At 67.4% G+C, this 22756-nt stretch carries 20 protein-coding genes and 1 pseudogene; 11 read left to right on the top strand and 10 right to left on the bottom strand.

Annotation, left to right across the window (positions count from 1 at the left end; genetic code table 11):
- The first annotated feature begins 10 nt into the window (after window positions 1-10).
- On the top strand, window positions 11-712 hold the full coding sequence (locus OLX23_RS04790) for a dienelactone hydrolase family protein (protein WP_264443415.1): 702 nt from the start codon (window positions 11-13) through the stop codon (window positions 710-712).
- A 43-nt stretch (window positions 713-755) separates the two neighbouring features.
- Here OLX23_RS04790 and OLX23_RS04785 read toward each other — a convergent pair whose 3' ends face one another.
- The 5 genes from OLX23_RS04785 to OLX23_RS04765 form a co-directional block, all read right to left on the bottom strand.
- Window positions 756-1034, bottom strand: a complete 279-nt coding sequence (locus OLX23_RS04785; RefSeq protein ID WP_264443414.1) for a hypothetical protein — start codon at window positions 1032-1034, stop codon at window positions 756-758.
- Window positions 1035-1211: 177 nt separating this feature from the next.
- Window positions 1212-2861, bottom strand: coding sequence for a hypothetical protein (locus OLX23_RS04780; RefSeq protein WP_264443412.1), 1650 nt, complete (start codon window positions 2859-2861; stop codon window positions 1212-1214).
- Window positions 2862-2877: 16 nt separating this feature from the next.
- On the bottom strand, window positions 2878-4680 hold the full coding sequence (locus tag OLX23_RS04775; protein ID WP_264443411.1) for an acyl-CoA dehydrogenase C-terminal domain-containing protein: 1803 nt from the start codon (window positions 4678-4680) through the stop codon (window positions 2878-2880).
- A 13-nt stretch (window positions 4681-4693) separates the two neighbouring features.
- Window positions 4694-5077: a phosphoribosyl-AMP cyclohydrolase gene (gene hisI, locus OLX23_RS04770; protein ID WP_264443410.1), complete on the bottom strand. Its 384-nt coding sequence runs from the start codon at window positions 5075-5077 to the stop codon at window positions 4694-4696.
- A gap of 373 nt (window positions 5078-5450) precedes the next feature.
- A complete protein-coding gene (locus tag OLX23_RS04765) occupies window positions 5451-6191 on the bottom strand; it encodes a ComF family protein (RefSeq protein ID WP_264443409.1) in 741 nt (246 codons plus the stop codon).
- Window positions 6192-6238: 47 nt separating this feature from the next.
- On the opposite strand from OLX23_RS04765, the gene OLX23_RS04760 reads away from it, so the two are divergent.
- On the top strand, window positions 6239-6982 hold the full coding sequence (locus OLX23_RS04760; RefSeq protein ID WP_264443408.1) for a class I SAM-dependent methyltransferase: 744 nt from the start codon (window positions 6239-6241) through the stop codon (window positions 6980-6982).
- On the opposite strand, the gene ppdK is transcribed toward OLX23_RS04760, so the two are convergent.
- The 3 genes from ppdK to OLX23_RS04745 form a co-directional block, all read right to left on the bottom strand.
- Complete coding sequence (ppdK, locus tag OLX23_RS04755; RefSeq protein ID WP_264443406.1) at window positions 6979-9642, bottom strand: pyruvate, phosphate dikinase; 2664 nt, start codon at window positions 9640-9642, stop codon at window positions 6979-6981. The genes OLX23_RS04760 and ppdK overlap by 4 nt on opposite strands.
- 143 nt (window positions 9643-9785) lie before the next feature.
- Window positions 9786-11882, bottom strand: a complete 2097-nt coding sequence (gene glyS, locus OLX23_RS04750) for a glycine--tRNA ligase subunit beta (protein WP_264443405.1) — start codon at window positions 11880-11882, stop codon at window positions 9786-9788.
- A complete protein-coding gene (locus OLX23_RS04745; protein ID WP_264443404.1) occupies window positions 11879-12793 on the bottom strand; it encodes a glycine--tRNA ligase subunit alpha in 915 nt (304 codons plus the stop codon). The genes glyS and OLX23_RS04745 overlap by 4 nt, the downstream gene beginning before the upstream one ends.
- Window positions 12794-12916: 123 nt before the next feature.
- On the opposite strand from OLX23_RS04745, the gene OLX23_RS04740 reads away from it, so the two are divergent.
- The 6 genes and pseudogenes from OLX23_RS04740 (at window position 12917) to ychF (ending at window position 18510) form a co-directional block, all read left to right on the top strand.
- Complete coding sequence (locus OLX23_RS04740; RefSeq protein WP_264443402.1) at window positions 12917-13864, top strand: TraB/GumN family protein; 948 nt, start codon at window positions 12917-12919, stop codon at window positions 13862-13864.
- 1 nt (window position 13865) lies between these two features.
- Window positions 13866-14732, top strand: a complete 867-nt coding sequence (locus OLX23_RS04735) for a TraB/GumN family protein (RefSeq protein ID WP_264443401.1) — start codon at window positions 13866-13868, stop codon at window positions 14730-14732.
- 120 nt (window positions 14733-14852) lie between these two features.
- Complete coding sequence (locus tag OLX23_RS04730) at window positions 14853-15467, top strand: 50S ribosomal protein L25/general stress protein Ctc (protein ID WP_264443399.1); 615 nt, start codon at window positions 14853-14855, stop codon at window positions 15465-15467.
- Between the two features lie 52 nt (window positions 15468-15519).
- Window positions 15520-16089, top strand: a complete 570-nt coding sequence (pth, locus tag OLX23_RS04725; RefSeq protein ID WP_264443398.1) for an aminoacyl-tRNA hydrolase — start codon at window positions 15520-15522, stop codon at window positions 16087-16089.
- Between the two features lie 84 nt (window positions 16090-16173).
- Window positions 16174-16821, top strand: a pseudogene (locus OLX23_RS04720) (SDR family NAD(P)-dependent oxidoreductase); the annotation flags it as partial.
- 588 nt (window positions 16822-17409) lie between these two features.
- The gene (gene ychF, locus OLX23_RS04715) at window positions 17410-18510 is read left to right on the top strand and encodes a redox-regulated ATPase YchF (protein ID WP_264443737.1); all 1101 of its coding nucleotides are present in this window, start codon (window positions 17410-17412) and stop codon (window positions 18508-18510) included.
- A 146-nt stretch (window positions 18511-18656) separates the two neighbouring features.
- Here ychF and OLX23_RS04710 read toward each other — a convergent pair whose 3' ends face one another.
- A complete protein-coding gene (locus OLX23_RS04710; RefSeq protein ID WP_264443397.1) occupies window positions 18657-19055 on the bottom strand; it encodes a MerR family DNA-binding protein in 399 nt (132 codons plus the stop codon).
- 45 nt (window positions 19056-19100) lie between these two features.
- Between OLX23_RS04710 and OLX23_RS04705 the strand changes: the two genes are divergently transcribed.
- The 3 genes from OLX23_RS04705 (at window position 19101) to OLX23_RS04695 (ending at window position 22284) form a co-directional block, all read left to right on the top strand.
- The gene (locus tag OLX23_RS04705; protein WP_264443396.1) at window positions 19101-19853 is read left to right on the top strand and encodes a glutaredoxin; all 753 of its coding nucleotides are present in this window, start codon (window positions 19101-19103) and stop codon (window positions 19851-19853) included.
- A gap of 16 nt (window positions 19854-19869) precedes the next feature.
- A complete protein-coding gene (locus OLX23_RS04700) occupies window positions 19870-21171 on the top strand; it encodes a hypothetical protein (protein ID WP_264443395.1) in 1302 nt (433 codons plus the stop codon).
- A gap of 186 nt (window positions 21172-21357) precedes the next feature.
- Window positions 21358-22284: a hypothetical protein gene (locus OLX23_RS04695; RefSeq protein WP_264443394.1), complete on the top strand. Its 927-nt coding sequence runs from the start codon at window positions 21358-21360 to the stop codon at window positions 22282-22284.
- On the opposite strand, the gene OLX23_RS04690 is transcribed toward OLX23_RS04695, so the two are convergent.
- Window positions 22230-22697 carry a hypothetical protein gene (locus OLX23_RS04690; RefSeq protein ID WP_264443393.1) on the bottom strand — a complete coding sequence of 156 codons (468 nt, stop codon included), beginning with the start codon at window positions 22695-22697 and terminating at the stop codon, window positions 22230-22232. The two genes, OLX23_RS04695 and OLX23_RS04690, sit on opposite strands and share 55 nt — an antisense overlap.
- Window positions 22698-22756: the final 59 nt, after the last annotated feature.

Here is a 22756-nt window from a genome sequence, read left to right as displayed (position 1 = left end):
ACTTGTCGGCATGACTTCGCTCGAACGCGTAGACTATGCCCATGGTCAGACCGCGCTGACCGGATGGTTGGCGCGGCCCGTTGCAGCGCCGCGTGCGGCGATCGTCCTTTACCCGACGATCGCCAATGTCACCCCGGCCGCCGAGCGCCGCGCGCGGATGCTGGCCGAACTCGGCTATCTTGTGCTGATCGCCGACTTTTACGGCGTGGCCGAGGGCGACTGGCCGGCCCTCGCCAAGGACCTGCGCGCCGACACCGATCGCTATCGCGCGCGCCTCGCCGCCGCGGTGGCGACCTTGTCGGCGTATCCCGCGGCGGCGGGCCTGGCGCTGGGCGCAGTCGGCTATTGCATGGGCGGTCAGGCGGCGCTCGAAATGGCGCGCGACGGTCAGGACCTGCGCGTCGCCGCAACCTTCCACGGCTTGCTCGAAACCGGCCGGCCAGCCGAGCCCGGCGCGATCAGGCCGCGGCTATTGGTCTGCCATGGCGACGCCGATCCGATGGTGCCGCGTGCGCAGGTTATGGCCTTTTGGGAGGAAATGGACCGCGCGGACGCCAACTGGCACTTCCACGCCTACAGCGGGGTCAAGCACGGCTTCACCGATCCGGGCAGCGATGCGCGCGGCATTCCGGCTATCGCCTACGATGCCAGCGCCGATCGCCAGTCGTGGGCAGCGATGACCGCGCTGTTCGACGAGGTATTCGCGGACTGATCCCTGGAGCGAAGGACCAGCCCGCGAAACCGGAGCCGCGCAATCAGCGATTGGGCGTCGTAGAATCGGGCTTGCCGTCGCCGTTGGTGTCGTAGCGATCGGGCTTGCCGTCGGCATTGGTGTCCCAAGCGTCGGGCGTGCCGTTCGAATCGCGATCCCAGGCGTCGGGCTTGCCATCGGCATTGGTGTCGAGCGTGGCGGCGGGCTGCGACGTCGCGCTATGGGTGTGGTCGGGGCTGCTTGCCGGTTCGACCGCCTGGGCGACACCCGCGGTCAGCGGCAGAGCGAGCGCCGCGGCGAAAAGCTTGATGAACGATGGCATCGGAAGGTCCCTTCTTGATCCCCGCGTCGCGCTTCTCGCGCAGCGGAGCCGGATTGCCATGCAGCTTGCGATGGTGCGTGGGTCTGGCGGGGCGCGTCGGAAGTCGGGCTCGGCTCGCCCGCAAGGCTGCCCGCTTCGTCGTCAGAGCCTACGAATCGTGGACGGCGATGCCGTCGATCAGGCGAGCCGCGCACGCACGGCCTGGGCGAGCTCGAAGTAGCCCTGGCGGCTCATGTGGAATCCATCGTCGAACAGCCAATCGATGTGGGTTTCGACGTTGACGTCGATATAGTCCATTCGATCAAGGACTTGTGACTGATCGATGAGGAACTGGTTGTAGATTTCGCGCAGGCGCTTCTCGTTGGGATTGGCCTCTAGCTTGCGCGTGTTCTCGAGCAGCACGATCACCCTGCAGTCCGCAGGCGTCATCTCGACGAGCCGCGCCAGCGATAGCCGCACCAGTTCCTGTCGCTGCTCGTGGGTGAACTCGACGAAGCCGAAATTGCGCACGAACCAGAGCCCGCGATCGGACGCGAGGATCTCGCGCACCGCATCCTCGTCGAGCCGCACGGTCAGCCCGTCGCGTCCGCGGAAGTAGTTGATCTCCATCATGCGGTAGAGCGAGACGATCACCGCATCAGCCTGCGCCAGGGCATCGCGCAGCTCGATCAGGTCCTCGAAATCGAAGGCCGGGATCTCGCCGCGCAGGGGGCTCGCGGCGACGGCTTCGCTGTCGTCGAGCAGGATAAAGGGATCGTCGAGCCGCTTGATGATCCCACGGTGCTCGCGGTTGGTGAACTCGCGCGAGCGCCCGCCGCAATAGGTCGAGAGCTGGAGCATGTCGCAGCCGCCGATCAGCACGATCTCGCGATCGCGTAGATGGTCGGCGCTTCGTACCGCCGAGCCGAATTCGATCCAGTCGACCCGCGGATATGCCGCCAGGCCATTGGCCACCGGTGCCGCAATTTCAATCTCGGGTTTCTTCAGGTATTCATAGACATATTGCTCAATCCCCATGTTCATTATTCGACACGAGAACACGAAGTGCTCGAGCCGGTATGTCTTGAGCGTGGCGAGGGTCATGAAGAAGCCGACGACGCCGTAGTCGCCGTACTTGTCCGATGCGCGAACCACGCCGGCCTTGAAGCCGAACCGGCTCAGCTCCGCGACGAATTCGGCGCGTGCTTCCGCGCCGGGCAGGCGCCGTTTGGTGAAGTTGAGCTGGTTCGAACGGTTGATCATTTCGACCACGCGATCGAGGTGCTCCTCGACCGCATAGTCGATCTCGATGCGGATTTCGCTCTGGCGGAGGAAGTCCTCGTTGCCCGCCGCGTGGTTCTGGCGGCGATCGAAGCGATCGGAGAGCGCGCGATATTGGGCAAGGCGCGTCAGGTCCGGGTCGGGCTTGCCCCGAAGATGCGGGCTATCGAGCGCCGCCCGCAGTTCGTCGGGGCTGGCCAGGCATTGCAGGCCCGGGCAGCCAAAGGCGGCCTCGGCGCGCACCGAAGCATTGTCGTCGATGAAGATGACATTCTCGGCACGCAGCTGCAGCGCTTCGACCAGTTCGGCGATGGCGCGTCCTTTGGCCGCAAAGCTGACGCTGGGCAGAACGAAATAATCCCATATATCCAAAGCTCTGAGCTGCATTTCTACAGCGCTTTTTTCGTTCTTCGAGCAGATCGACGAAACGATCCCGCGCGAGGCCAGCAGGCGCACGAGCTCGGAATTGGCGGCGATCGGGGTGATCGCCTCCTCCGAGAGCGTGCCCTGCCAGAACGTGTCGTCGAGATCCCAGACGACGAGCTTGACCTCGTGGGCGATGGTCATCGGCGTGGTCGGACCTTCACGCGGTTTCGAAAGCCTCCGCCGGCAGCGCCATCAGCGCCTCGGCCCCCGCCTCGATCTTGCGACGCAGCGCGCCGGCATCGGGAGCGTAGCGCTCGGCGAAATAGCGCGCGGTGGTCAGTTTGGCCTCGTAGAAGGCCGTATCCGAGGTGCCCGCGGCCAGGGATTCTGTCGAAGCCTTGGCCATGCGTAGCCACATCAGGCCCAGCGCGACGATCCCGGTCAGCTGCATGTACGGCGTCGCGCCGGCGCCGGCGTTGTTGGGATTGGCCATGGCGTTCTGCAGGAACCACATGGTTGCGGCCTTGAGCTCGCCATTGGCCTTCTCGATCCGCGTGGCCACGTCGGCCAGCTTCTCGTTCTCCTTGGCGCTCGCGCATTCGGCATCGACTAGCGCGAAGAAGGCCTGGATCGCGCGGCCGCCCTTGAGCGCCAGCTTGCGGCCGACGAGGTCCATCGCCTGGACGCCGTTGGCGCCTTCGTAGATCATAGCGATGCGCGCATCGCGGACGAACTGCTCCATGCCGTTCTCGACGATATAGCCGTGTCCACCCCAGATCTGCTGCATGTCGACCGCCGTGGCGAAGCCGCGGTCGGTGCCATAGCCCTTGATCACGGGGGTCAGCAGACCGACGAGATCGTCGGCCGCGTCGCGTTCCTCCTCGCTCGGCGCCTGGTGCGCGACGTCGACGAGCAGGCCGCACCAAAGCGCCAGCGCGCGCATGCCCTCGGTGAAGGCTTTGGCGTCCATCAGCATGCGGCGCACGTCGGGATGGACCAGCAGCGTATCGGCCGGAGCGCCGGGTTCGGCGGGTCCGGTCAGCGCGCGGCCCTGGCGGCGTTCGCGCGCGTACTGGGCGCCGTTCTGATAGGCGGCCTCGGCCTGGGCCAGGCCCTGGATGCCGACGCCGAGCCGCGCCGCGTTCATCATGATGAACATCGCGGCGAGGCCCTTGTTCTCCTCACCGACCAGCCAGCCCGTCGCGCCGTCGTAATTCATCACGCAAGTGGCGTTGCCGTGGATGCCCATCTTGTGCTCGATCGCGCCGCACGAGACCGCGTTTCGCGCGCCGAGCGAACCATCGTCGCCGACGAGGAACTTGGGCACGACGAACAGCGAGATGCCCTTGGTCCCGCCGGGCGCGTCGGGCAGCCGCGCGAGCACCAGGTGGATGATGTTGTCGGTCAGGTCGTGCTCACCCGCCGAGATGAAAATCTTGGTGCCGGTCACCGCGAAGGAGCCGTCGGCCTGCGGTTCGGCCTTGGTACGGATCAGGCCCAGGTCGGTGCCGCACTGCGGCTCGGTCAGGTTCATCGTCCCGAGCCACTCGTTGGCGATCATCTTGGGCAGGTATTTGGCCTGCAGCTCGGGCGAGCCCTTGGCGAGCAGCGCCGAGACCGCGCCGTTGGTCAGCCCCGGATACATCGCGAAGGCCTGGTTGGCGGCCGACATGTATTCCTCGAGCGCGAAGCCGAGGACGTGCGGCATGCCCTGCCCGCCGAATTCCTCGGGTGCCGAAAGCGTGCCCCAGCCCGCCTCGCGGAACTGGCCATGCGCGGCCTTGAAGCCCTGCGGCGTCGTCACCGAACCATCGGCGGCGCGGGTGCAGCCCTCGGCATCGCCGCTGGCGTTGAGCGGCGCGAGCACCTCGGCGGCGAACTTACCCGATTCCTCGATCACCGCATCGACGATGTCGGGCGTGACATTGGCGAAGCCGGGAAGATTGCCGTAGCCCTCGAGCTTGAGCACTTCGTTGATGATGAACCGGGTGTCGCGCGTCGGCGCCTTGTAGCTCGGCATTCTGGGCCTCTCCTCAGCCTGCGATCGGGGCGAGTTCGTCGCCTTCGAGTTTGCGATAGAAACAGCTCGTGGCGCCGGTGTGGCAGGCCGGGCCCTCGGGCTTGACCAGCATGACCAGCGCGTCCTGGTCGCAGTCGACGCGGGTTTCCTGCACGCGCAGGAAATGGCCCGAGGTTTCGCCCTTGAGCCAGAGCTTGCCGCGCGAGCGCGAGTGGAAGTGCGCGAGGCCGGTCTCGCGGGTCTTCGCCAGGGCTTCTGCATCCATATAGGCGACCATCAGGATCTCCTGCGTGGTCGAATCGACCGCGATCGCGATCAGCAGGCCCTGGGCGTCGAAGCGGGGCAGGAAGGCGGTGCCCTTCTCGCGATCGCTGGTCGGGGCGGAAGTGGTCGTCATAATCGTGATGATCCTAGGTGAAAGCGGCGCTCGCGCAAACTTGTTGCACGATAACCACAGATGGAGACCAAAATCCATCAACCAAGGCCGAAGGGCTTTCATTTCCGCGCGGTTCCGAGGAAAACGCTCGGGCAGGCCGCGAGGTCTGCAAACCGGAATACGGTGCGGAACAAAGCGCCATGGTTCGGGGATAGGCTAACGCCCGCGCAAGCCTGGGCGAGCCGAATGAGGGATCGGGCGAACTGGCCATAGGGGGTGGCCGGCGAACTGCGAAAGCAGCGTCCACTAGTTTCGTCACGAGGACGCCCGGAGTTTCGGCTCCGGGCGTTTTCGTTTGTGCTTTCGGCCCATTCAGGATGGGCTGGATTGCCGTTCAGCCCGTGGGCAGCGCCTCATCCAATACCCGCGCGAAGCAGGCCACGATCACGGTTTCCGCGCCCGCGCGTTTGAGTGCCGAGACGCAGGCCTCGCTGGTCGCGCCGCTGGTCAGCACGTCGTCGACGAGCACGACTTTCGCGCCGCTCAGCGAGGCTCTGCGCCTGGGATTGACCGCGATCGCGCCCGAGAGCGCCCGTCCACGCGCCTTGGCGCCGAGCCCGCCGAGCGTGGGCGTCGCCTTGCGGCGTTCGAGCAGGTCCACTGCCAGCCTGGCTCCGCGCAACCGGGCGATCTCGCCGGCGAGGAGTGCCGCCTGGTTGAACCCGCGTTGCCACAGCCGCCAGCGGTGCAAGGGTACGGGCACGACGAGCCAGTCGGGCTCGACCATGCTCAACTTGGCGGCCATCAGCCGCGCCATCATCGGCGCGAGCGCGATGCGCTGGCCGTGCTTGAAGGCGAGCACGAGTCGCCGCGAGGCCGCGTTATAGAGGGTGCCTGCGGCGACGCCGTCGTGTTTCGGCGGCTGTGCCAGGCACGGTGCGCAGACCGCTCCGGCGGTGATGCTGTCGCCCATTGGCCGCTGACACAGCCCGCAGGCCGGCTCGCCGGGGATCACCAGTTCGCCCCAGCAGGCGGCGCAGAGCCCGGTCTGCGCGCCGATGCCCTCGCCGCAGAGCGGACAGCGCGGCGGGAAGACCAGATCGGTTACCGGGACCAGGGCTTGGGCGAACCGCATGACGTCAGAGACTAGCCAAGCTGACGCCAGCGCGCCATGGGGCGGTGATGGCCTCCCCGCCCCGGATCTTCGCCCCTGCCCGCCGTCTCGCCGCTCGCCGTCGCATGCTTGCGCTGCAGCAGGTACCCGACGCGCCGCGCTATCTGATGGCCGATATGGTCGACGACGTGCTCGACCGGCTCTCGTTCCTGCGAGTCGAGCCGCGCAAAGCATTGGTGATCGGCGATTTTACCGGCATGCTCGCGGTCGGGCTCGGCCCCGGCACCGAAAGCGTCGAGCCCGCGCGTGGCTTCGACGAAGAGCGACCCTTCGCTTCCGGAGGCTTCGACCTGATCGCCAGCCTCGGCACGCTCGACACGGTCAACGACCTGCCCGGCGCGCTGATTCACTTGCGCGGCGCGCTTGCGCCCGGCGGGCTGATGATCGCGAGCTTCATGGCCGCCGGGAGCCTGCCCGTGCTGCGTGAGGCGATGCTCGCGGCCGATGGGGACCGCCCGGCCCCGCGGATCCATCCGCAAGTCGACGTACGCGCCGGCGGGCAATTGCTTCAGCGCACGGGCTTCGCCGATCCGGTGATCGACAGCCGTTCGCTCGACGTGCGGTTCTCCTCGCTCGAGCGGCTGATCGGGGACCTGCGGGCGCAAGGACTGTCGAACGTGCTCGACCGTGCCGGCCCGCCGCTGGGCAAGGCCGCGCTGGCCCGGGCACGAACCGCCTTCGCCGCGGCGGGCGAAGACGGTCGTACTACCGAGCGTTTCGAGATTTTGACGCTAAGTGGCTGGAAGCGTTAGCCCAAAGCCGCCTGTGCCGCGGCCAGGCGGGCGATCGGCACGCGGTAGGGCGAGGCACTGACGTAGTCGAGCTTCTGTGCTTCGCAGAAAGCGATCGACGCCGGGTCGCCGCCGTGTTCGCCGCAGATGCCGAGCTTGATGTCGGGGCGCGTCGCGCGGCCGCGTTCGGCGGCGAGGCTGACGAGCTGGCCGACGCCGTCGACATCGAGGCTGACGAAGGGATCGCGCGGATAGATGCCCTGCTCGACATAGGGGCTCAGGAAACGCGCCGCGTCATCGCGCGAAACGCCCAGAGTAGTCTGCGTCAAGTCGTTGGTTCCGAACGAGAAGAACCGCGCCTCCTCGGCGATCTCGCCGGCCATCAGCGCGGCGCGCGGCAGCTCGATCATCGTGCCGACCAGATATTCGAGCGTCGCGCCCTTCTCGGCGAAGACCTTGGCGGCGGTGCGATCGACCAGCGCGCGCAGGATTTCGAGTTCACGCTTGGTCGCGACCAGCGGGATCATCACTTCGGGGACCACGGCTTCCCCGCTCGCCGCCGCGACGTCGCAGGCGGCCTCGAAGATCGCGCGCGCCTGCATCTCGTAGATCTCGGGGAAAGTGATGCCGAGGCGGCAGCCGCGATGGCCGAGCATCGGGTTGAACTCGTGGAGCTCGCCCGCGCGGCGCTTGAGCGTCTCGACGCCGATGCCGATCGTCTCCGACAGCTCGGCGAATTCGGCGTCGCCGTGCGGCAGGAACTCGTGCAGCGGCGGGTCGAGCAGGCGGATGGTGACGGGCAGCCCGGCCATGACCTCGAAGATCGCGCGGAAGTCGGCGCGCTGCTCGGGCAGCAGCTTGTCGAGCGCCGAGCGGCGGCCGGCCTCGTCCTCGGCGAGGATCATCTGGCGCACGGCCGAGATGCGGCCGGCGTCGAAGAACATGTGCTCGGTGCGGCACAGGCCGACGCCCTCGGCGCCGAACTGGCGTGCCATACGGCAGTCGTTGGGCGTCTCGGCATTGGCGCGCACCTTCATCCGGCGGTGCTGGTCGGCCCAGCCCATCAGGGTGCCGAAATCGCCGACGAGTTCGGGCTCGATCGTCGGCACCTGGCCGGCCATGATGTCGCCGGTGGCGCCGTCGAGCGTGATGACGTCGCCTTCCTTGAGGCTGCGGTTGCCGATCTTGAGCGTGCGGCTGCCCATGTCGATCGAGATCGCCGAGGCACCCGAGACGCAGGGGCGGCCCATGCCGCGCGCCACCACGGCGGCGTGGCTGGTCATGCCGCCGCGCGCGGTCAGCACGCCCTTGGCGGCGTGCATGCCGTGGATGTCCTCGGGGCTGGTCTCGACGCGGACGAGGATCACCGCCTCGCCGAGTTCGGCGCGGTGCTCGGCGGTGTCGGCATCGAGCACGATCGCGCCCGAGGCTGCGCCCGGCGAGGCCGGCAGGCCCTTGCCCAGCACGTCGCGCGGGGCCTTGGGGTCGAGCGTCGGGTGGAGCAGCTGGTCGAGCGCCATCGGATCGATCCGGCGCACTGCGGTCGCCTCGTCGATCAGGCCCTCGCCGACCATCTCGACCGCCATGCGCAGCGCCGCCTTGGCCGTGCGCTTGCCCGAGCGGGTCTGCAGCATCCACAGGTGCCCGCGCTCGACGGTGAACTCGATGTCCTGCATGTCGCGGTAGTGCTTCTCGAGCAGGTCGAACACGCGCGCGAGTTCGCCATAGGCCTCGGGCATCGCCTCTTCCATCGACAGCGGCTTGGCGTTCGCCTTCTCGCGCGCGTCCTTGGTCAGGTACTGTGGCGTGCGGATGCCGGCGACGACGTCCTCGCCCTGGGCGTTGACCAGCCATTCGCCGTAATAGGCGCGCTCGCCCGTCGCCGGATCGCGCGTGAACGCCACACCCGTTGCCGAGGTGTCGCCCATGTTGCCGAAGACCATGGCCTGGACGTTGACCGCGGTGCCCCAGTCGCCGGGAATGTCGTTGAGACGGCGATAGACCTTGGCGCGGTCCGAATCCCACGAATCGAACACGGCTTGGATCGCGCCCCAGAGCTGTTCGGTCACGTCCTGCGGGAATGGGCGGCCCAGCTCCTTGGCGACGATGTCCTTGTACTCGCCGACGAGCGCGCGCCAGTGATCGGCTTCCATCTCAACATCGGTGTAGAAGCCATTGTCTTCCTTGACCGTTTCGAGCGCATCCTCGAACAGATGATGGGCGATGCCGAGCACCACATCCGAATACATCTGGATGAAGCGGCGGTACGAATCCCAGGCGAAGCGATCGTCGCCCGAGGTCTTGGCCAGACCTTCGACCGTGGCGTCGTTGAGGCCGAGGTTGAGCACGGTGTCCATCATGCCGGGCATCGACACGCGCGCGCCCGAGCGGACCGAGACGAGCAGCGGGTCGGCGGGATCGCCGAACTTCTTGCCGACCGAAGCCTCGATATGGGTCAGCGCCGTGGCGACGTCGCCGCGCAGCGCTTCCGAAAAGTCGGCGCCCGAGGCGAGATAAGCGACGCATTCCTCGGTGGTGATGGTGAAGCCCGGGGGCACCGGCAGGCCGATCCCGGCCATCTCGGCGAGATTGGCGCCCTTGCCGCCGACGATCGTCTTGTCGCGGGTGCGGGCGTCATCGTGGTTCGCACCACCGCCGAAGGTGTAGACCTGCTTGCTCATCGTCGCTTTCCTCACTGGCACTTGGGCCGAATTGGCGCTTGGGGGACGCAGGTGTCGTATGACACCCCATCCTGAGGGGTAGCCTCTAAAGGCTGGGAATCTCCCGGTAATCTCTCAACTGCGATAGGGTGGCGTGCTGGCCGTCACCCTTCGATCTTCGAGAAGTCGGCCACGCCGTGCACGGCCTGGCGGAACCGCGCGAGCAGGTCGAGCCGCGACCGACGCTTGATCTCGTCGCTGTCGTTGACCGTCACGCTATCAAAGAACGAGTCGATCGGCGCGCGCAAAGTCGCGAGCGCGGCCATGGCCGTCGCAAAATCCTCGGCATCCACCGCAGCGGCGGCCTGCGGACCGGCCGCGTCGAGCGCGTCGATTAGCGCCTTTTCGGCGGGTTCGGGCGTATAGGACAGGTCCTGCGCATGGCGCTGGGCCATCTTGGCGGCGATGACGGGCGCGAGATCGGGATCGTCGACCTGGGCCAGCGGATCTTCCTCGCCGGTCCGCGCGATCTCGCCCTCGCTGCCGTGCCAGTCCTCCTTCTTGAGGATATTGGCGGCGCGCTTGTAGCCGGCGAGCAGGTTGGTGCCGTCGTCGGTGCCGACGAACGCCTGCAGCGCATGGACGCGCGCGAGCAGCCGGACGAGATCGTCCTCCCCGCCCAGTGCGAAGACCGCGTCGATCAGGTCGTGGCGGACGCCGGCTTCCTTCTGCTGAACCTTGAGGCGGTCGGCGAAGAAGTCGAGGAGTTCGCCCTCGCCCGCGCTCATGCGCAGGCCGTTTTCGGTGATCAGGCGAATGATGCCCAGCGCCGCGCGGCGCAGCGCGAAGGGATCCTTCGAGCCCGTGGGCTTCTCGTCGATTCCGAAGAAGCTCTGGAGCGTATCGAACTTGTCCGCCAAGCTGACCGCGACCGTCAAAGACGCGGTCGGCACGTCATCGCCCTGCCCGACCGGCTTGTAGTGATCGCAGATGGCATCGGCGACGGCATCAGGTAAACCTTCGGCGCGAGCGTAATAGCCGCCCATAAGGCCTTGAAGTTCGGGAAACTCGCCGACCATTTCGGTGACGAGATCGGCCTTGGCGAGACGCGCGGCCTGTTCGGCCTGATCGGCGTCGGCGCCCTTTACCACACCCTCTTCGACCAGCCAGCGCGCCAGCTTGGCGACGCGCTCGACCTTGTCGGCGACCGTACCGAGCTTTTCGTGGAAGGTGATGCGTTCGAGCTTCTTCGCCTGATCGGCGAGCGCGACCTTGCGGTCCTGCTGCCAGAAGAAGCGCGCGTCGGAGAGGCGTGCGGCGAGGACCTTGCGGTTGCCGTCGACGATCGCCGCACCGCCGTCGCTGGCCTCGATATTGGCCGTGCAGACGAAGGCATTGGCAAGCTTGCCATCCTTCTCGCAGACGAAATATTTCTGGTTTGTGCGGGCGGTTAGCTGGATGACCTCGGGCGGAACCTCAAGAAACTCTTCGTCGAAGCGCCCGAGCAGCGGCACCGGCCATTCGGTCAGGCCGGCGTTCTCGATGACTAGCCCTTCGTCCTCCACCAGGGTCAGGCCCGTGACGCTCGCCGCCTCGGCGGCCTTCGCGCGAACGATGTCCTGGCGTTCCTCGTGGTCGACGAGGACGTGGCAGGCGCGCAGCTTGTCGGCATAGTCGTGCGCGCCGCCGATGGTGATCTCGCCCGGGTGATGGAAGCGGTGGCCCTTGGTGGCATAGCCGGAGACGATGTCGCCGACCGCGGTCTCGACGAGGTCCTCACCGAGGATCGCGACGATGCCCGAGAGCGGACGCACCCAGCGCAGGCTCTCGGTGGAGATCGAGGCGGCGCCCCAGCGCTGCGATTTGGGCCAGGGGAAGGCGCGGACGATCGCCGGGATCGCCTCGGCCAGCACGTCCTTAGTGGCGCGGCCGGGTTTTTCGGTGACGGCGAAATAGATGCCGTCGCGCTCGGTGAGCTGGTCCTGGGTCAGGCCGGTCTTGCGCAGGAAGCCTTCGAGCGCCTGCGGCGGTGCCGAGGTCTTGGGACCCTTGAGCTCTTCGCTGACGGCCTCGGTGGCGAGCGGCAGGTCGCGCGCGATCAGCGCGAGCCGGCGCGGCGTCGACCAGACCGTGATCGCGCCCGGCTTGAGCCCGGCGGCGGCGAGCTGTTCGCGGAACAGCTTCTCGAGGCTGGCGCGCGCGCCGGCCTGCATTCGTGCGGGGATCTCTTCCGAGCGCAGTTCGAGGAGGAAATCGCTCATACCGTCCACCCCGGGAACTTCTCGGCCCATTCGGCCTGGTTCTTCTCGATCCACGCCTGGCAGGCGCCCTTGGCCAGATCGCGTACGCGGCCGATGTAGCTGGCGCGCTCCTGCACAGAGATCACGCCGCGCGCCTGGAGCAGGTTGAACAGGTGGCTGGCCTCAATCGCCTGGTCGTAGGCCGCGAGCGGGATCTGCGCTTCGATGCAGCGCTTGGCCTCGGCCTCGGCGTGCTGGAAGCCCTTGAAAAGCTGTTCGGTATCAGCAACTTCGAAGTTGTACTTCGAGAGTTCCTGCTCGTTTTTGAGGAACACGTCGCCATAGGACACGCCGGCGTCGTTGAACCGCAGGTCGTAGACGTTGTCGACGCCCTGGATGTACATCGCCAGGCGTTCGAGGCCATAGGTTAGTTCGCCCGCGACGGGCTTGCAGTCGAAACCGCCGACCTGCTGGAAATAGGTGAACTGGGTCACCTCCATGCCGTCGCACCAGACTTCCCAGCCGAGGCCCCAGGCGCCTAGAGTGGGGCTTTCCCAGTCGTCCTCGACGAAGCGGATGTCGTGCGCCAGCGGATCGACGCCGATCGCCGCCAGGCTCTGCAGGTAGAGTTCCTGCAGGTTCTCGGGGTTCGGCTTGAGGATCACCTGGTACTGGTAATAGTGCTGCAGCCGGTTCGGATTTTCGCCGTAGCGACCGTCGGTCGGCCGGCGCGAAGGCTGGACGTAGGCGGCCTTCCACGGCTCGGGGCCGAGCGCGCGCAGGGTCGTCGCGGGGTGGAAGGTGCCGGCACCCATGCGCATGTCATAGGGCTGCAGGATCAGGCAGCCCTGCGCGTTCCAGAACGAGTGGAGGCGCAGGATCATCTCCTGGAAGGAAAGCGGTTTCGAACCGGTCAGAGATGGGGCGGACATGGCTCGGGCCTTTGGCGCACGGGGCATGCAGGGTCAACAGGAGTCGGATCACCGGGAAAACGGACTGTAGATTCTGGCAGGCCGTTCATCGACGGGTGAGAATCCGCTGCCTATACCAAGGCCATGCAATCGCTCTTCCGTCGGCTCGCCTGCCTGTTCCTCGCGATCGTCTCGGCGCTGTCGGTCACGGCATCGGCCCAGCCAGCCGCGACCGTGGCCGCTTCTCCCCCTGCCCCGGTTCCTTCCCCGAGTCCGGCCCCCACGGCGGAGAAGATCGCCCCGGCGCTGTGGAAGCTGTCCGACGAGGATACGACGATCTGGCTGTTCGGCACGATCCACGCGCTGCCCGAAGGCATCGACTGGTTCCACGGGCCCGTGCGCGAGGCCTTCGACGGCTCGCAGGAACTGGTCACCGAGATCACCGAGGCCGATCCCACCGAAATGCAGCGGCTCGTGCTCGAGCACGCGGTGCTGCCGCAGGGCCAGTCGCTGCGCGGCCTGCTGACCCCGGCGCAGAAGGCGGCCTACGAGAAGCAGCTCGGCGGGCTCGGCCTGCCGCTCCAGGCTTTCGACGGCTACGAGCCCTGGTATGCGGCCGTGGCGCTCTCGACCCTGCCGCTGATGCGCACGGGCTACGATCCCAAGTTCGGGGTCGAGCAGGTGCTCGACGCGCAGGCCAAGGCGCTCGGCCGCAAGCACACGGGGCTCGAGACCCCGGCCTTCCAGATCGGCCTGTTCGATTCGCTGCCGCTGGACGCGCAGAAGCGCTATTTCGCCGACGTCGTCGAGCAGCTGCCGACCGTGGCCGAGCAGCTCGGCCAGATGGTCACCGCCTGGCGCCGCGGCGATGCCGAGACGCTCGCGAAGCTGATGAACGACGAAGAGGACGATCCAGCGCTGATCGAGATGCTGCTGGTCAACCGCAACAAGGCCTGGGCGCAATGGGTCAAGCAGCGGCTCGATACGCCGGGCACGGTCTTCGTCGCGGTCGGCGCCGGGCACCTCGCCGGGCCGGGCAGCCTGCAGGAGCAGCTTGCCGCGCAGGGCCTCAAGACCACCCGCGTGCAGTGACATGCGCGTGCGCGGCCTGATCGCCGTCGCCCTGGCGGCGCTGCTCGCGGCATGCGCCGCCGAGCCCGAGCCGGCCAATCCGGCGCTCTGGCGCGTGGACGGCGTCCATGGTGAGCGCGGCTATCTGTTCGGCACGATCCACGCGCTCGAACGCCCCGTGCTCTGGCGCTCGGGCAAGGTCGATGCGGCGCTGCGCGACAGCGATCGGATCGTCGTCGAGGTCGGAAATCTCGCCGATCAGGCGGCGCTACAGAAGACCTTCGCCGCCATGTCCAAGAGTCCGGGCCTGCCGCCGGTCTCGGCGCGGATCGACCCGGCGCTGCGCCCGCGGCTTGCCGCGCTGATGAGCAAGGTCGGCGCGCGCGAGGCGAGCTTCACCGGTGTCGAGACCTGGGCCGTGGCGCTGTCGCTCGCGCGCGCCAGCCAGGGGCGCGACGATGCCGGCAACGGGATCGACCGCGCGGTCCTCGCCGCGGCCGAACATCGCCCGGTGGTCGAGCTCGAAGGCGCCGCCGCGCAACTCGGCCTGTTCGATGCCCTGCCCGAAGCGGAGCAGCGCGATCTGCTGAACGCCGTCCTGCGCGACGAAGGCGCGATCGACAACGAGAGCGGCGACCTCGCTGCGGCCTGGCGCAAGGGCGACATGGCCACGATCGAGCGTGAGACCGGCAAGGGCCTGCTCGCCGATCCCGAGCTGCGCGCGGCGCTGTTCACCGCGCGCAACCGCGCCTGGAGCGAACGTCTCGTCGCCATGCTGGGCCAGGGGCAACACCCCTTCGTCGCGCTCGGTGCGGCGCATATGGCGGGGACCGAGGGGCTGCCGGCCCTGCTCGCGGCGCGAGGCTATACGATCACGCGTGTGCAATAGCCGCTGCGGCCTTGCATTTCCGGGACTTTGCCGCTAACCGCGCCCGCTTCCCGTCATGGTCATCCCTGGAGGCGTGACGGCGAAGCATGTGCAATCCAGTGTTTTCGAAAGGCAAGTACCATGAGCGATACGCTTAACCTGCCGGCAGAGACGCGCGAACGGGCTGGCAAGGGAGCCTCCCGTGACCTGCGTCGTTCTGGCCGTGTCCCCGCCGTTGTCTATGGCAACAACGAAGAGCCCCTCTCGATCCACGTCGAGGAGAAGGAACTGGTCCGTCAGCTCGGCACCGGTCACTTCTTCAACTCGATCGTCGAGGTCGAAGTCGGCGGCAAGAAGGTGCGGACCCTGCCCAAGGACGTCGCGTTCCACCCCGTGACCGATCGCCCGCTGCACGCGGATTTCCTGCGCGTTTCGAAGAACGCCAAGGTCCACGTCAACGTGCCCGTGGTCTTCATCAACGAAGAGAAGTCGCCGGGCCTCAAGAAGGGCGGCGTGCTCAACATCGTCCACCATAGCCTCGACCTCGTCGTCGAAGCCGACAAGATCCCCGATGACATCCAGATCGACGTCACCGGCCTGGACGTGGGCGATTCGATCCACATCAACAACATCAAGCTGCCCGCCGGTGCCACCGACGGCAGCCACGAAGCGGACCTGACGATCGCGACGATCGTTGCTCCTTCGGCGCTGAAGAGCGAAGAAGGCGACAACGAGACGCCGGCCGCCGACGCTTGAGAATACCCGTCGTCCCGGTGAAAGCCGGGACGACGACTTTCCGGGGATTTCGATGCAGCTCTGGGTCGGCCTCGGCAATCCCGGTCCGCAATATGCGATGAACCGGCACAACATCGGCTTCATGGCGCTCGACACGATCGCCGAAGTCCACGATTTCGGCCCGGTCCAGAAGAAGTTCCTGGGCTGGCTGCAGGAAGGCCGCATCGCCGGCCAGAAGATACTCCTGCTCAAACCCGCCACCTTCATGAACGAGAGCGGCCGCTCGGTCGGCGAGGCGCTGCGCTTCTACAAGCTCGGCCTCGACGCGCTGACCGTGTTCCACGACGAGCTCGATCTCGCGCCGTTCAAGGTCAAGATCAAGCAGGGCGGCGGCACCGCCGGACACAACGGCCTGCGCTCGATCGACCAGCATCTGGGCGCCGATTTCCGCCGCGTGCGCATCGGCATCGGCCATCCCGGCCACAAGGACCGCGTCACCGGTCACGTCCTCGGCAACTACGCCAAGAGCGAGATGGACGACCTCGCCGACATGCTCGGCGCGATCTCGGCCGAGAGCGAATGGCTGGCCAAGGGCGACGACACGCGCTTCATGAACGACGTCGCGCTGCGGCTGCAGGACTGACGCGAACACTTCGTTACAGTCGCCTAGCTCGACTATCCCCGGCATCGGTATATCCTCCGCGCGTCATCGCAGGAGGTTCAGGCCATGCCCGAGATCACCCGTCGCTCGCTTCTGGCCGGTAGCGGCGCCCTCGCCGCCGCGGCTGCGGTTCCCGGCTCCGCCCAAGGCACCAAGCCGCTCGCGGGCAAGAGCTTCCTCGTCACCGGTACCTCGTCGGGCTTCGGAAACGTCGGGGCGCTGCTTTATGCGCGGCTCGGCGCGCGCGTCTTCGCGACGATGCGCAACCTGCCGCGGCCCGAGGGCGAGGCGCTGCTCAAGGTGGCGCGCGACGAGAAGCTCGATCTCCAGGTCCTGCCGCTCGACGTCCTGTCCGAGGACTCGGTCAACGCCGCGGTCGCCGAGGCCGAGAAGCGCAACGGCGGGCCGCTCGACGCGCTGGTCAACAACGCCGGCATTAACATCGCCGGCCCGGTCGAGGTGCAGGACCTCGAAGCGACCAAGCTGACCTTCGATACCAACGTCTTCGGCCTGCAGCGGACGATGCGCGCGGTGCTGCCCGGCATGCGCCGCCGCAAGTCGGGCCTGATCTTCAACGTCTCGTCGCAGCAGGGGCGGATCATCATGCCCGCGGGCGGGCTCTATTCGTCGACCAAGTTCGCGGTCGAGGCGATGAGCGAGCAGATCGCCTACGAACTCGCGCCGCACGGCATCGAAGTCGTGATCATAGAGCCCGGCGGCTTTCCCACGGGCATCGGCCGGAACCGTGCGCGCTATACTGCGGCGCTGGCAGCGCGGGCCGACGACAAGCACAAGGCCGGCTATCCCGAACTGGTCGCGCAGATGAGCCGGATGCCCGGTGGTGGGGCCGCTCCCGCAGCCCTGCCCCCCCGGCCTGCCCGATCCGATCGAGGTGCCCAGGGCCATTGCCGAGATCGCCGCCCTGCCTGCGGGTACGCGCCCGCTGCGCCGTCCGGTCCATCCGGGCAACAAGCCGCAGCTCGAGATCAACCGCGTCTCGGCCGAGACCCAGCGCGGCCTGCTCGAGAAGAGCCCCTACGCGGCCTGGGGCAAGGCCGTGCTGGATTGACGTTTCTTCATCCTCCCCGGCACGGGGAGGTGGCATTCGCGGAGCGAATGACGGAGGGGGCTCTCCGGGCGGGACGACGTGTTTGCCGGAGAGCCCCCTCCACCATCCCCGCTTGCGCGGGGACGGTCCCCCTCCCCGTACCGGGGAGGATGCAAGGTGTTACGCCTCCCCCGCTGGCCTTTTCCCCCGCACCCCGGTATGGGCGCGCGCTCAAGCATCATTCGGAGCATATCATGGGTTTTCGTTGCGGGATCGTGGGCCTGCCCAACGTCGGCAAGTCGACGCTGTTCAACGCGCTGACCGAGACGCAGGCGGCGCAGGCGGCGAACTATCCGTTCTGCACGATCGAGCCCAACGTCGGCCAGGTCGGCGTGCCCGATCCACGGCTCGACAAGCTGGCCGAGATCGCCGGCAGCCAGAAGATCATCCCCACCCAGCTCGGTTTCGTCGACATCGCCGGCCTCGTGCGCGGCGCCTCGAAGGGTGAAGGCCTGGGCAACCAGTTCCTCGGCAACATCCGCGAGGTCGACGCGATCGTCCACGTCCTGCGCTGCTTCGAGAACGACGACATCCAGCACGTCGACAACAAGGTCGATCCGATTTCCGACGCCGAGACGGTCGAGACCGAGCTGATGCTGTCGGACCTCGAAAGCCTCGAGAAGCGCGTCCCCGCGGCGCAGAAGAAGGCGGCGCAGGGCGACAAGGAATCGAAGGTGATCGCCTCGGTGCTCGGCCAGGCGCTCGACCTGCTGCGCGACGGCAAGCCCGCGCGGCTGACCCAGCCCAAGGACGACGATGAAGCCCGCGTCTTCGCCCAGGCGCAGCTGCTGACCTCGAAGCCCGTGCTTTACGTCTGCAATGTCGAGGAAGAGAGCGCCGCCGAGGGCAACGCCTTCTCGGCCAAGGTGTTCGAGAAGGCCAAGGCCGAAGGCGCCAACGCGGTGATCGTCTCGGCGGCGATCGAGGCCGAACTGGTCGGCATGGATCCCGAAGAGCGCATGGTCTTCCTTGAGGAGCTGGGTCTGCACGAGACCGGCCTCGCGCGCATCATCCGCTCGGGCTACGATCTGCTCCATCTGCTGACCTTCTTCACCGTCGGCCCCAAGGAAGCGCGCGCCTGGACCGTGCACAAGGGCGCCAAGGCCCCCGAGGCCGCGGGCGAGATCCACTCGGACATGCAGCGCGGGTTCATCCGCGCCGAGACGATCGCCTATGACGACTACGTCGCGCTGAACGGCGAGAGCGGCGCCAAGGATGCCGGCAAGCTGCGCCAGGAAGGCAAGGAGTACGTCGTCCAGGACGGCGACTGCCTGCACTTCAAGTTCAACGTCTGAGGCGAGCGTCTGATCTGGAGGGAGCTTGCCGGAGCGCTGGCTTTTGAGCGGGGGCGGGGTACGGGGTGCAAGTCAGGGCACCGGCAAGCACTCGATAAACCCGCTTATCGTACGCCGGTTCCTGAACGCTCCATTTTGGCGGCGATTTAGCGCTCGAAGGCCTCGATGATCGGGCACGGGCCCTCGTCGGACTTGGCGCACTCGCGGGCCAGGCTTTCTAGCGAGCGGCGCGCGGCCTCGAGTTCGGCGATCCGCGCGTCCAGTTCGACGATCCGCGCGCGCGCCATCGCCCGCGCCTTCGGCCGGTCGTTGCTGCGATCGAGGTCCATCAGTTCGCGGATTTCCTCGAGCGTGAAGCCCGCGCGCTGAGCGCCGCGGATGAAGCGTAGCCGGCGCACTTCGTCGTCGCCATAGTGACGCCGCCCTGGCGGGCTCGCGACCGAGCCGGGGCGCGGATCGAACAGCAGGCCCTTGCGCTGGTAGAAGCGGACGGTCTCCACCCCCACCCCGGCGCCGCGCGCCAGTTCCGAAATGGTGAGCGCCATTGCTTGACTCCGTACCGTGGTACGGAAGCTATAGGTTGATTCGTCATGGAACGCCAAGCATCCAAGCCCAAGGCCACGATCTACCGCATGGTCATGGACAAGCACGTCTGTCCCTGGGGAATCCGGGCGCTGCACCTGCTGCGCAGCAGTGGCTACGCGGTCGAGGACCGCTGGCTGACCACGCGCGAGGAGACCGACGCGTTCAAGGCCGAGCACGGCGTCAAGACGACGCCGCAGGTGTTCATCGACGGCCAGCGGATCGGCGGTCACGACGATCTGCGTCGTCATCTCGGCCTCAAGGTCCGCGATCCGCAGGCGACCAGCTACGTGCCGGTGATCGCGGTCTTTGCCACAGCCGCGGGCCTCGCGCTCGCCGCCAGCACCGCGGTGCTCGGCACGCCGCTGACGGTCGTGGCCGGCGAATGGTTCGTCGCTTTCGCGATGATGATCCTGGCCATGCTCAAGCTGCAGGACGTCGACAGCTTCGCGACGATGTTCCTCGGCTACGACCTGCTGGCGCGGCGCTGGCTGCCCTATGCCTGGCTTTACCCGTTCCTCGAATGGTCGGCGGGCGCGCTGATGGCGGCGCACTGGCTCGATCTGGTGTCGATCCCGATCGCGCTGTTCATCGGTACGGTCGGCGCGGTCTCGGTGTTCTGGGCCGTCTATGTCCAGAAGCGCGACATCAAATGTGCCTGCGTCGGTGGATCGAGCCGGGTGCCGCTGGGCTTCGTCTCGCTGGCCGAGAACCTGGGCATGGTGGCCATGGCCGCCTGGATGCTCGGCAAATATCTTTGAAACAATGGAGACTATGATGAAACTGGCTGTCCGTTCGCTCGCCGCGAGCACCCTGGCGATCGCCATGGCTCCGGCCGCATGGGCGCAGGACCACGATCACGGTGCGACGGATCACGCCGCCATGGGCCACACGATGCCGGCTGCCGATGGCGAGGAGATGGCCGAGGCGATGCCGAGCGGCCCGAGCGCGGGTTCGGGCACGGCGCTTCTGCCCGCCAATGAATCGATGCGCGGGCTGCACCTGCCGACGGGCGACTGGATGGTCATGGCGCACGGCTTCGTCTCGGGTCAGTATACCGATCACTCGGGGCCGCGCGGCGACGACAAGGCCTATGTCACCTCGATGCTGATGGTCACCGGCGAGCGCGAGACCAGCTTCGGCCGCGTTCTGCTCAAGTCGATGCTGAGCCTCGAGCCGGCGATGGACGCGCGCGGCTACCCCAATCTCTTCGCCACCGGCGAGACCGCGCGCGGGCTGCCGCTGGTCGATCGCCAGCATCCGCACGACCTGTTCATGGAACTGGCCGCGCGCGTCGACTTCGACTTGGGCGGCGACGACAAGCTGTTCCTTTACGGCGGCCCGGTCGGCGAACCCGCGCTTGGCCCCAGCGCCTTCATGATGCGCGGCTCGGCCCGCTACAATCCCGAGCCGCCGATCACACACCACTGGTTCGATTCGACGCATATCACCTATGGCGTCGTCACCGCCGGCTATTCCTCGCCGCTGTTCCAGCTCGAGGCCTCGGCCTTCCGCGGGGCGGAACCCGACGAACGTCGCTGGGGGATCGAGACGCCCAAGCTCGACAGCTGGTCGGTCCGCGCGACCTTGAGCCCCTCGCCCGCCTGGACCCTGCAGACGAGCTATGGCCAGATCAAGGAACCCGAGGAACTGCACCCGGGCGAGGACGAGCACCGCGTCACCGCCTCGGCGCACTACAATGACGGCAAGGGCTTCGCGGCGATGCTGGCCTTCAGCAACAAGGATCGCCGGCCCAATAACGGTTCAGGGGGCGGTTCGCTCTCGGCCTGGCAGGCCGAGGCGAACTGGGACCTCGACGATCGCAACACGCTGTTCGGCCGGTTCGAGAACGTCGCCAACGACGAGTTCTTCCCCGATCACGCCGATCCGCTGCACGACCAGGTGTTTCGCGTCAGCAAGTTCCAGCTCGGCTACGCCCGGCGTGTGCCGCTGGGGCCGTTCGAACTCGCGCTCGGCGGCTCAGCGGCGCTCTATGCCAAGCCCGATGCGCTCGACGTCGCCTACGGCAAGAATCCCTGGGGCTATACCTTGTTCGCGCGCTTCATCCTCGGGCGCTGATCGGCAACACTAAGATAGATTCCATAAACACTGGAGAAACGGGCGGGCGATAGACTGGCGGGCAGAAGGACGTTGCGAGCCTTGAAGCGGGATGAGACCATAGCCGATCCTTCCCCCCCGTCGGCGCCACCTGCTCCCCAGGACTCGCAGCGCCGGGCGCTGCCGCCCCCGGACGCGATCGCCGCGATGGTCCGCGAGATCGAGTCCGGCCTTGCGGCGGGCCTGCTCGCCGACCACCCGATCGACGCCTATCTGGCGCCTTTCGCCGCGCTGCCCGCCGGCTCGCAGTATCACGCGGTTCCGGCCGAAGCGCGGGCGACCTGCGCGACGATCGAGGCCGCAGGTGGGATGGAGGCGGTCGAGGCCTATCACCGCCTCGTCCTGCTCCATCTGATCGCGCGCGCGGTTGTCGACGGTCCGCCCGCGCCGATGCGCCTGACCTCCGAGGCGCGCGGCGTGCTCGACGATTATCTCGCGCGCGTGGTCGCCGACCTGGGCAAAGGCCGGAAGGGCTTCTTCCGCCACGGCCATGACCCTTTCGCCAAGGACTTCGCGGTCTGCCGCGGCCGCCTGCTGCCCTGCGGGGTCGAGGTGCTCGATCCGCTCGGCGGGATTCCGCGCAGCCTGGCGTTCAAGGGCGGGGCCGGTCAGGCGCTGACCATGGCGCGGATGGCCTGGCGGCTCGGCGGGGTGAAGGCCGTCTGGGGGCTCCATTTCGACCGGCGCCTGGTCAAGGACTTCAACGCCCAGGGCTATGCCGAGCTCTACCTGCGCGTCGCGGACCTGCTCGAAGCCAACCCCGAAATCCGAGGGATCAGTAGCTGGTCGTGGTGGCACGATCCACAGGTGGCCCGGATCAGCCCCGAACTGTCGTTCATCGGCGCCATTCCCGAAAGCGGCGGGGCCTTCGTCATGCGTGTCGGCGAGGACGCCTATGCCACCGCCGACGCCCTGCGCTTCGCGCCGCAGCGCAAGGCGTTGTACGAGGCGGGCCAGTACCGGCCCTGCTTCCACATGCTCGCCTGGGCGCGGCAGGACGTGCTGGCCTGGGCCAAGGCCTATCGCGCGGCGGCTTCGGCCGGTTCCGAGCAACGCAGCATGCCCGCCGCCTGATAGACGATCCGCTCGAAGCTGTCGCGGATCGTCAGGCGATCGGGGTCGCGTTCCAGCTGCGCCGACTGCTGCCGGCCGACGTATTTCTCGTGGATGTTCCCGGCGATCACCGGGCTGCCGCTGTCCGACGCGAGGATCGCCGGCTCGCCATTGAGCTGGAACACCGCCTTGTCGCTGCCGATGACGGCGAGTGGAAAGGCGCCGGGATTGGGATCGGTGAAGAAACCGCAGCCATGCTCCGAGAGGTTGAACAGCCGCCGCACGTTGGGATCGACCACGCCCATTTCGAGCGGTTGGATCGGCGGTTTGCGCTTCTGCACGGCTTCGACCTCGGCGACGGCGCGTGCGTCCGAAGCGGCCTTCTCCGCGGGCGTCTGCCCGCCGCAGGCGCCGAGCAGCGCGAGCGGCATCACGATCAAAGCTAAGCGACCTTTGTTCACGAGTGGACAATGCGCGACGTCGAGCCGTTGTT

This window comes from Novosphingobium sp. JCM 18896 (assembly GCF_025938095.1).
GTDB lineage: Bacteria > Pseudomonadota > Alphaproteobacteria > Sphingomonadales > Sphingomonadaceae > Novosphingobium.
Note: the sequence above shows the minus strand (reverse complement) of the source record. Positions and strands in the feature narration are given on the sequence as shown.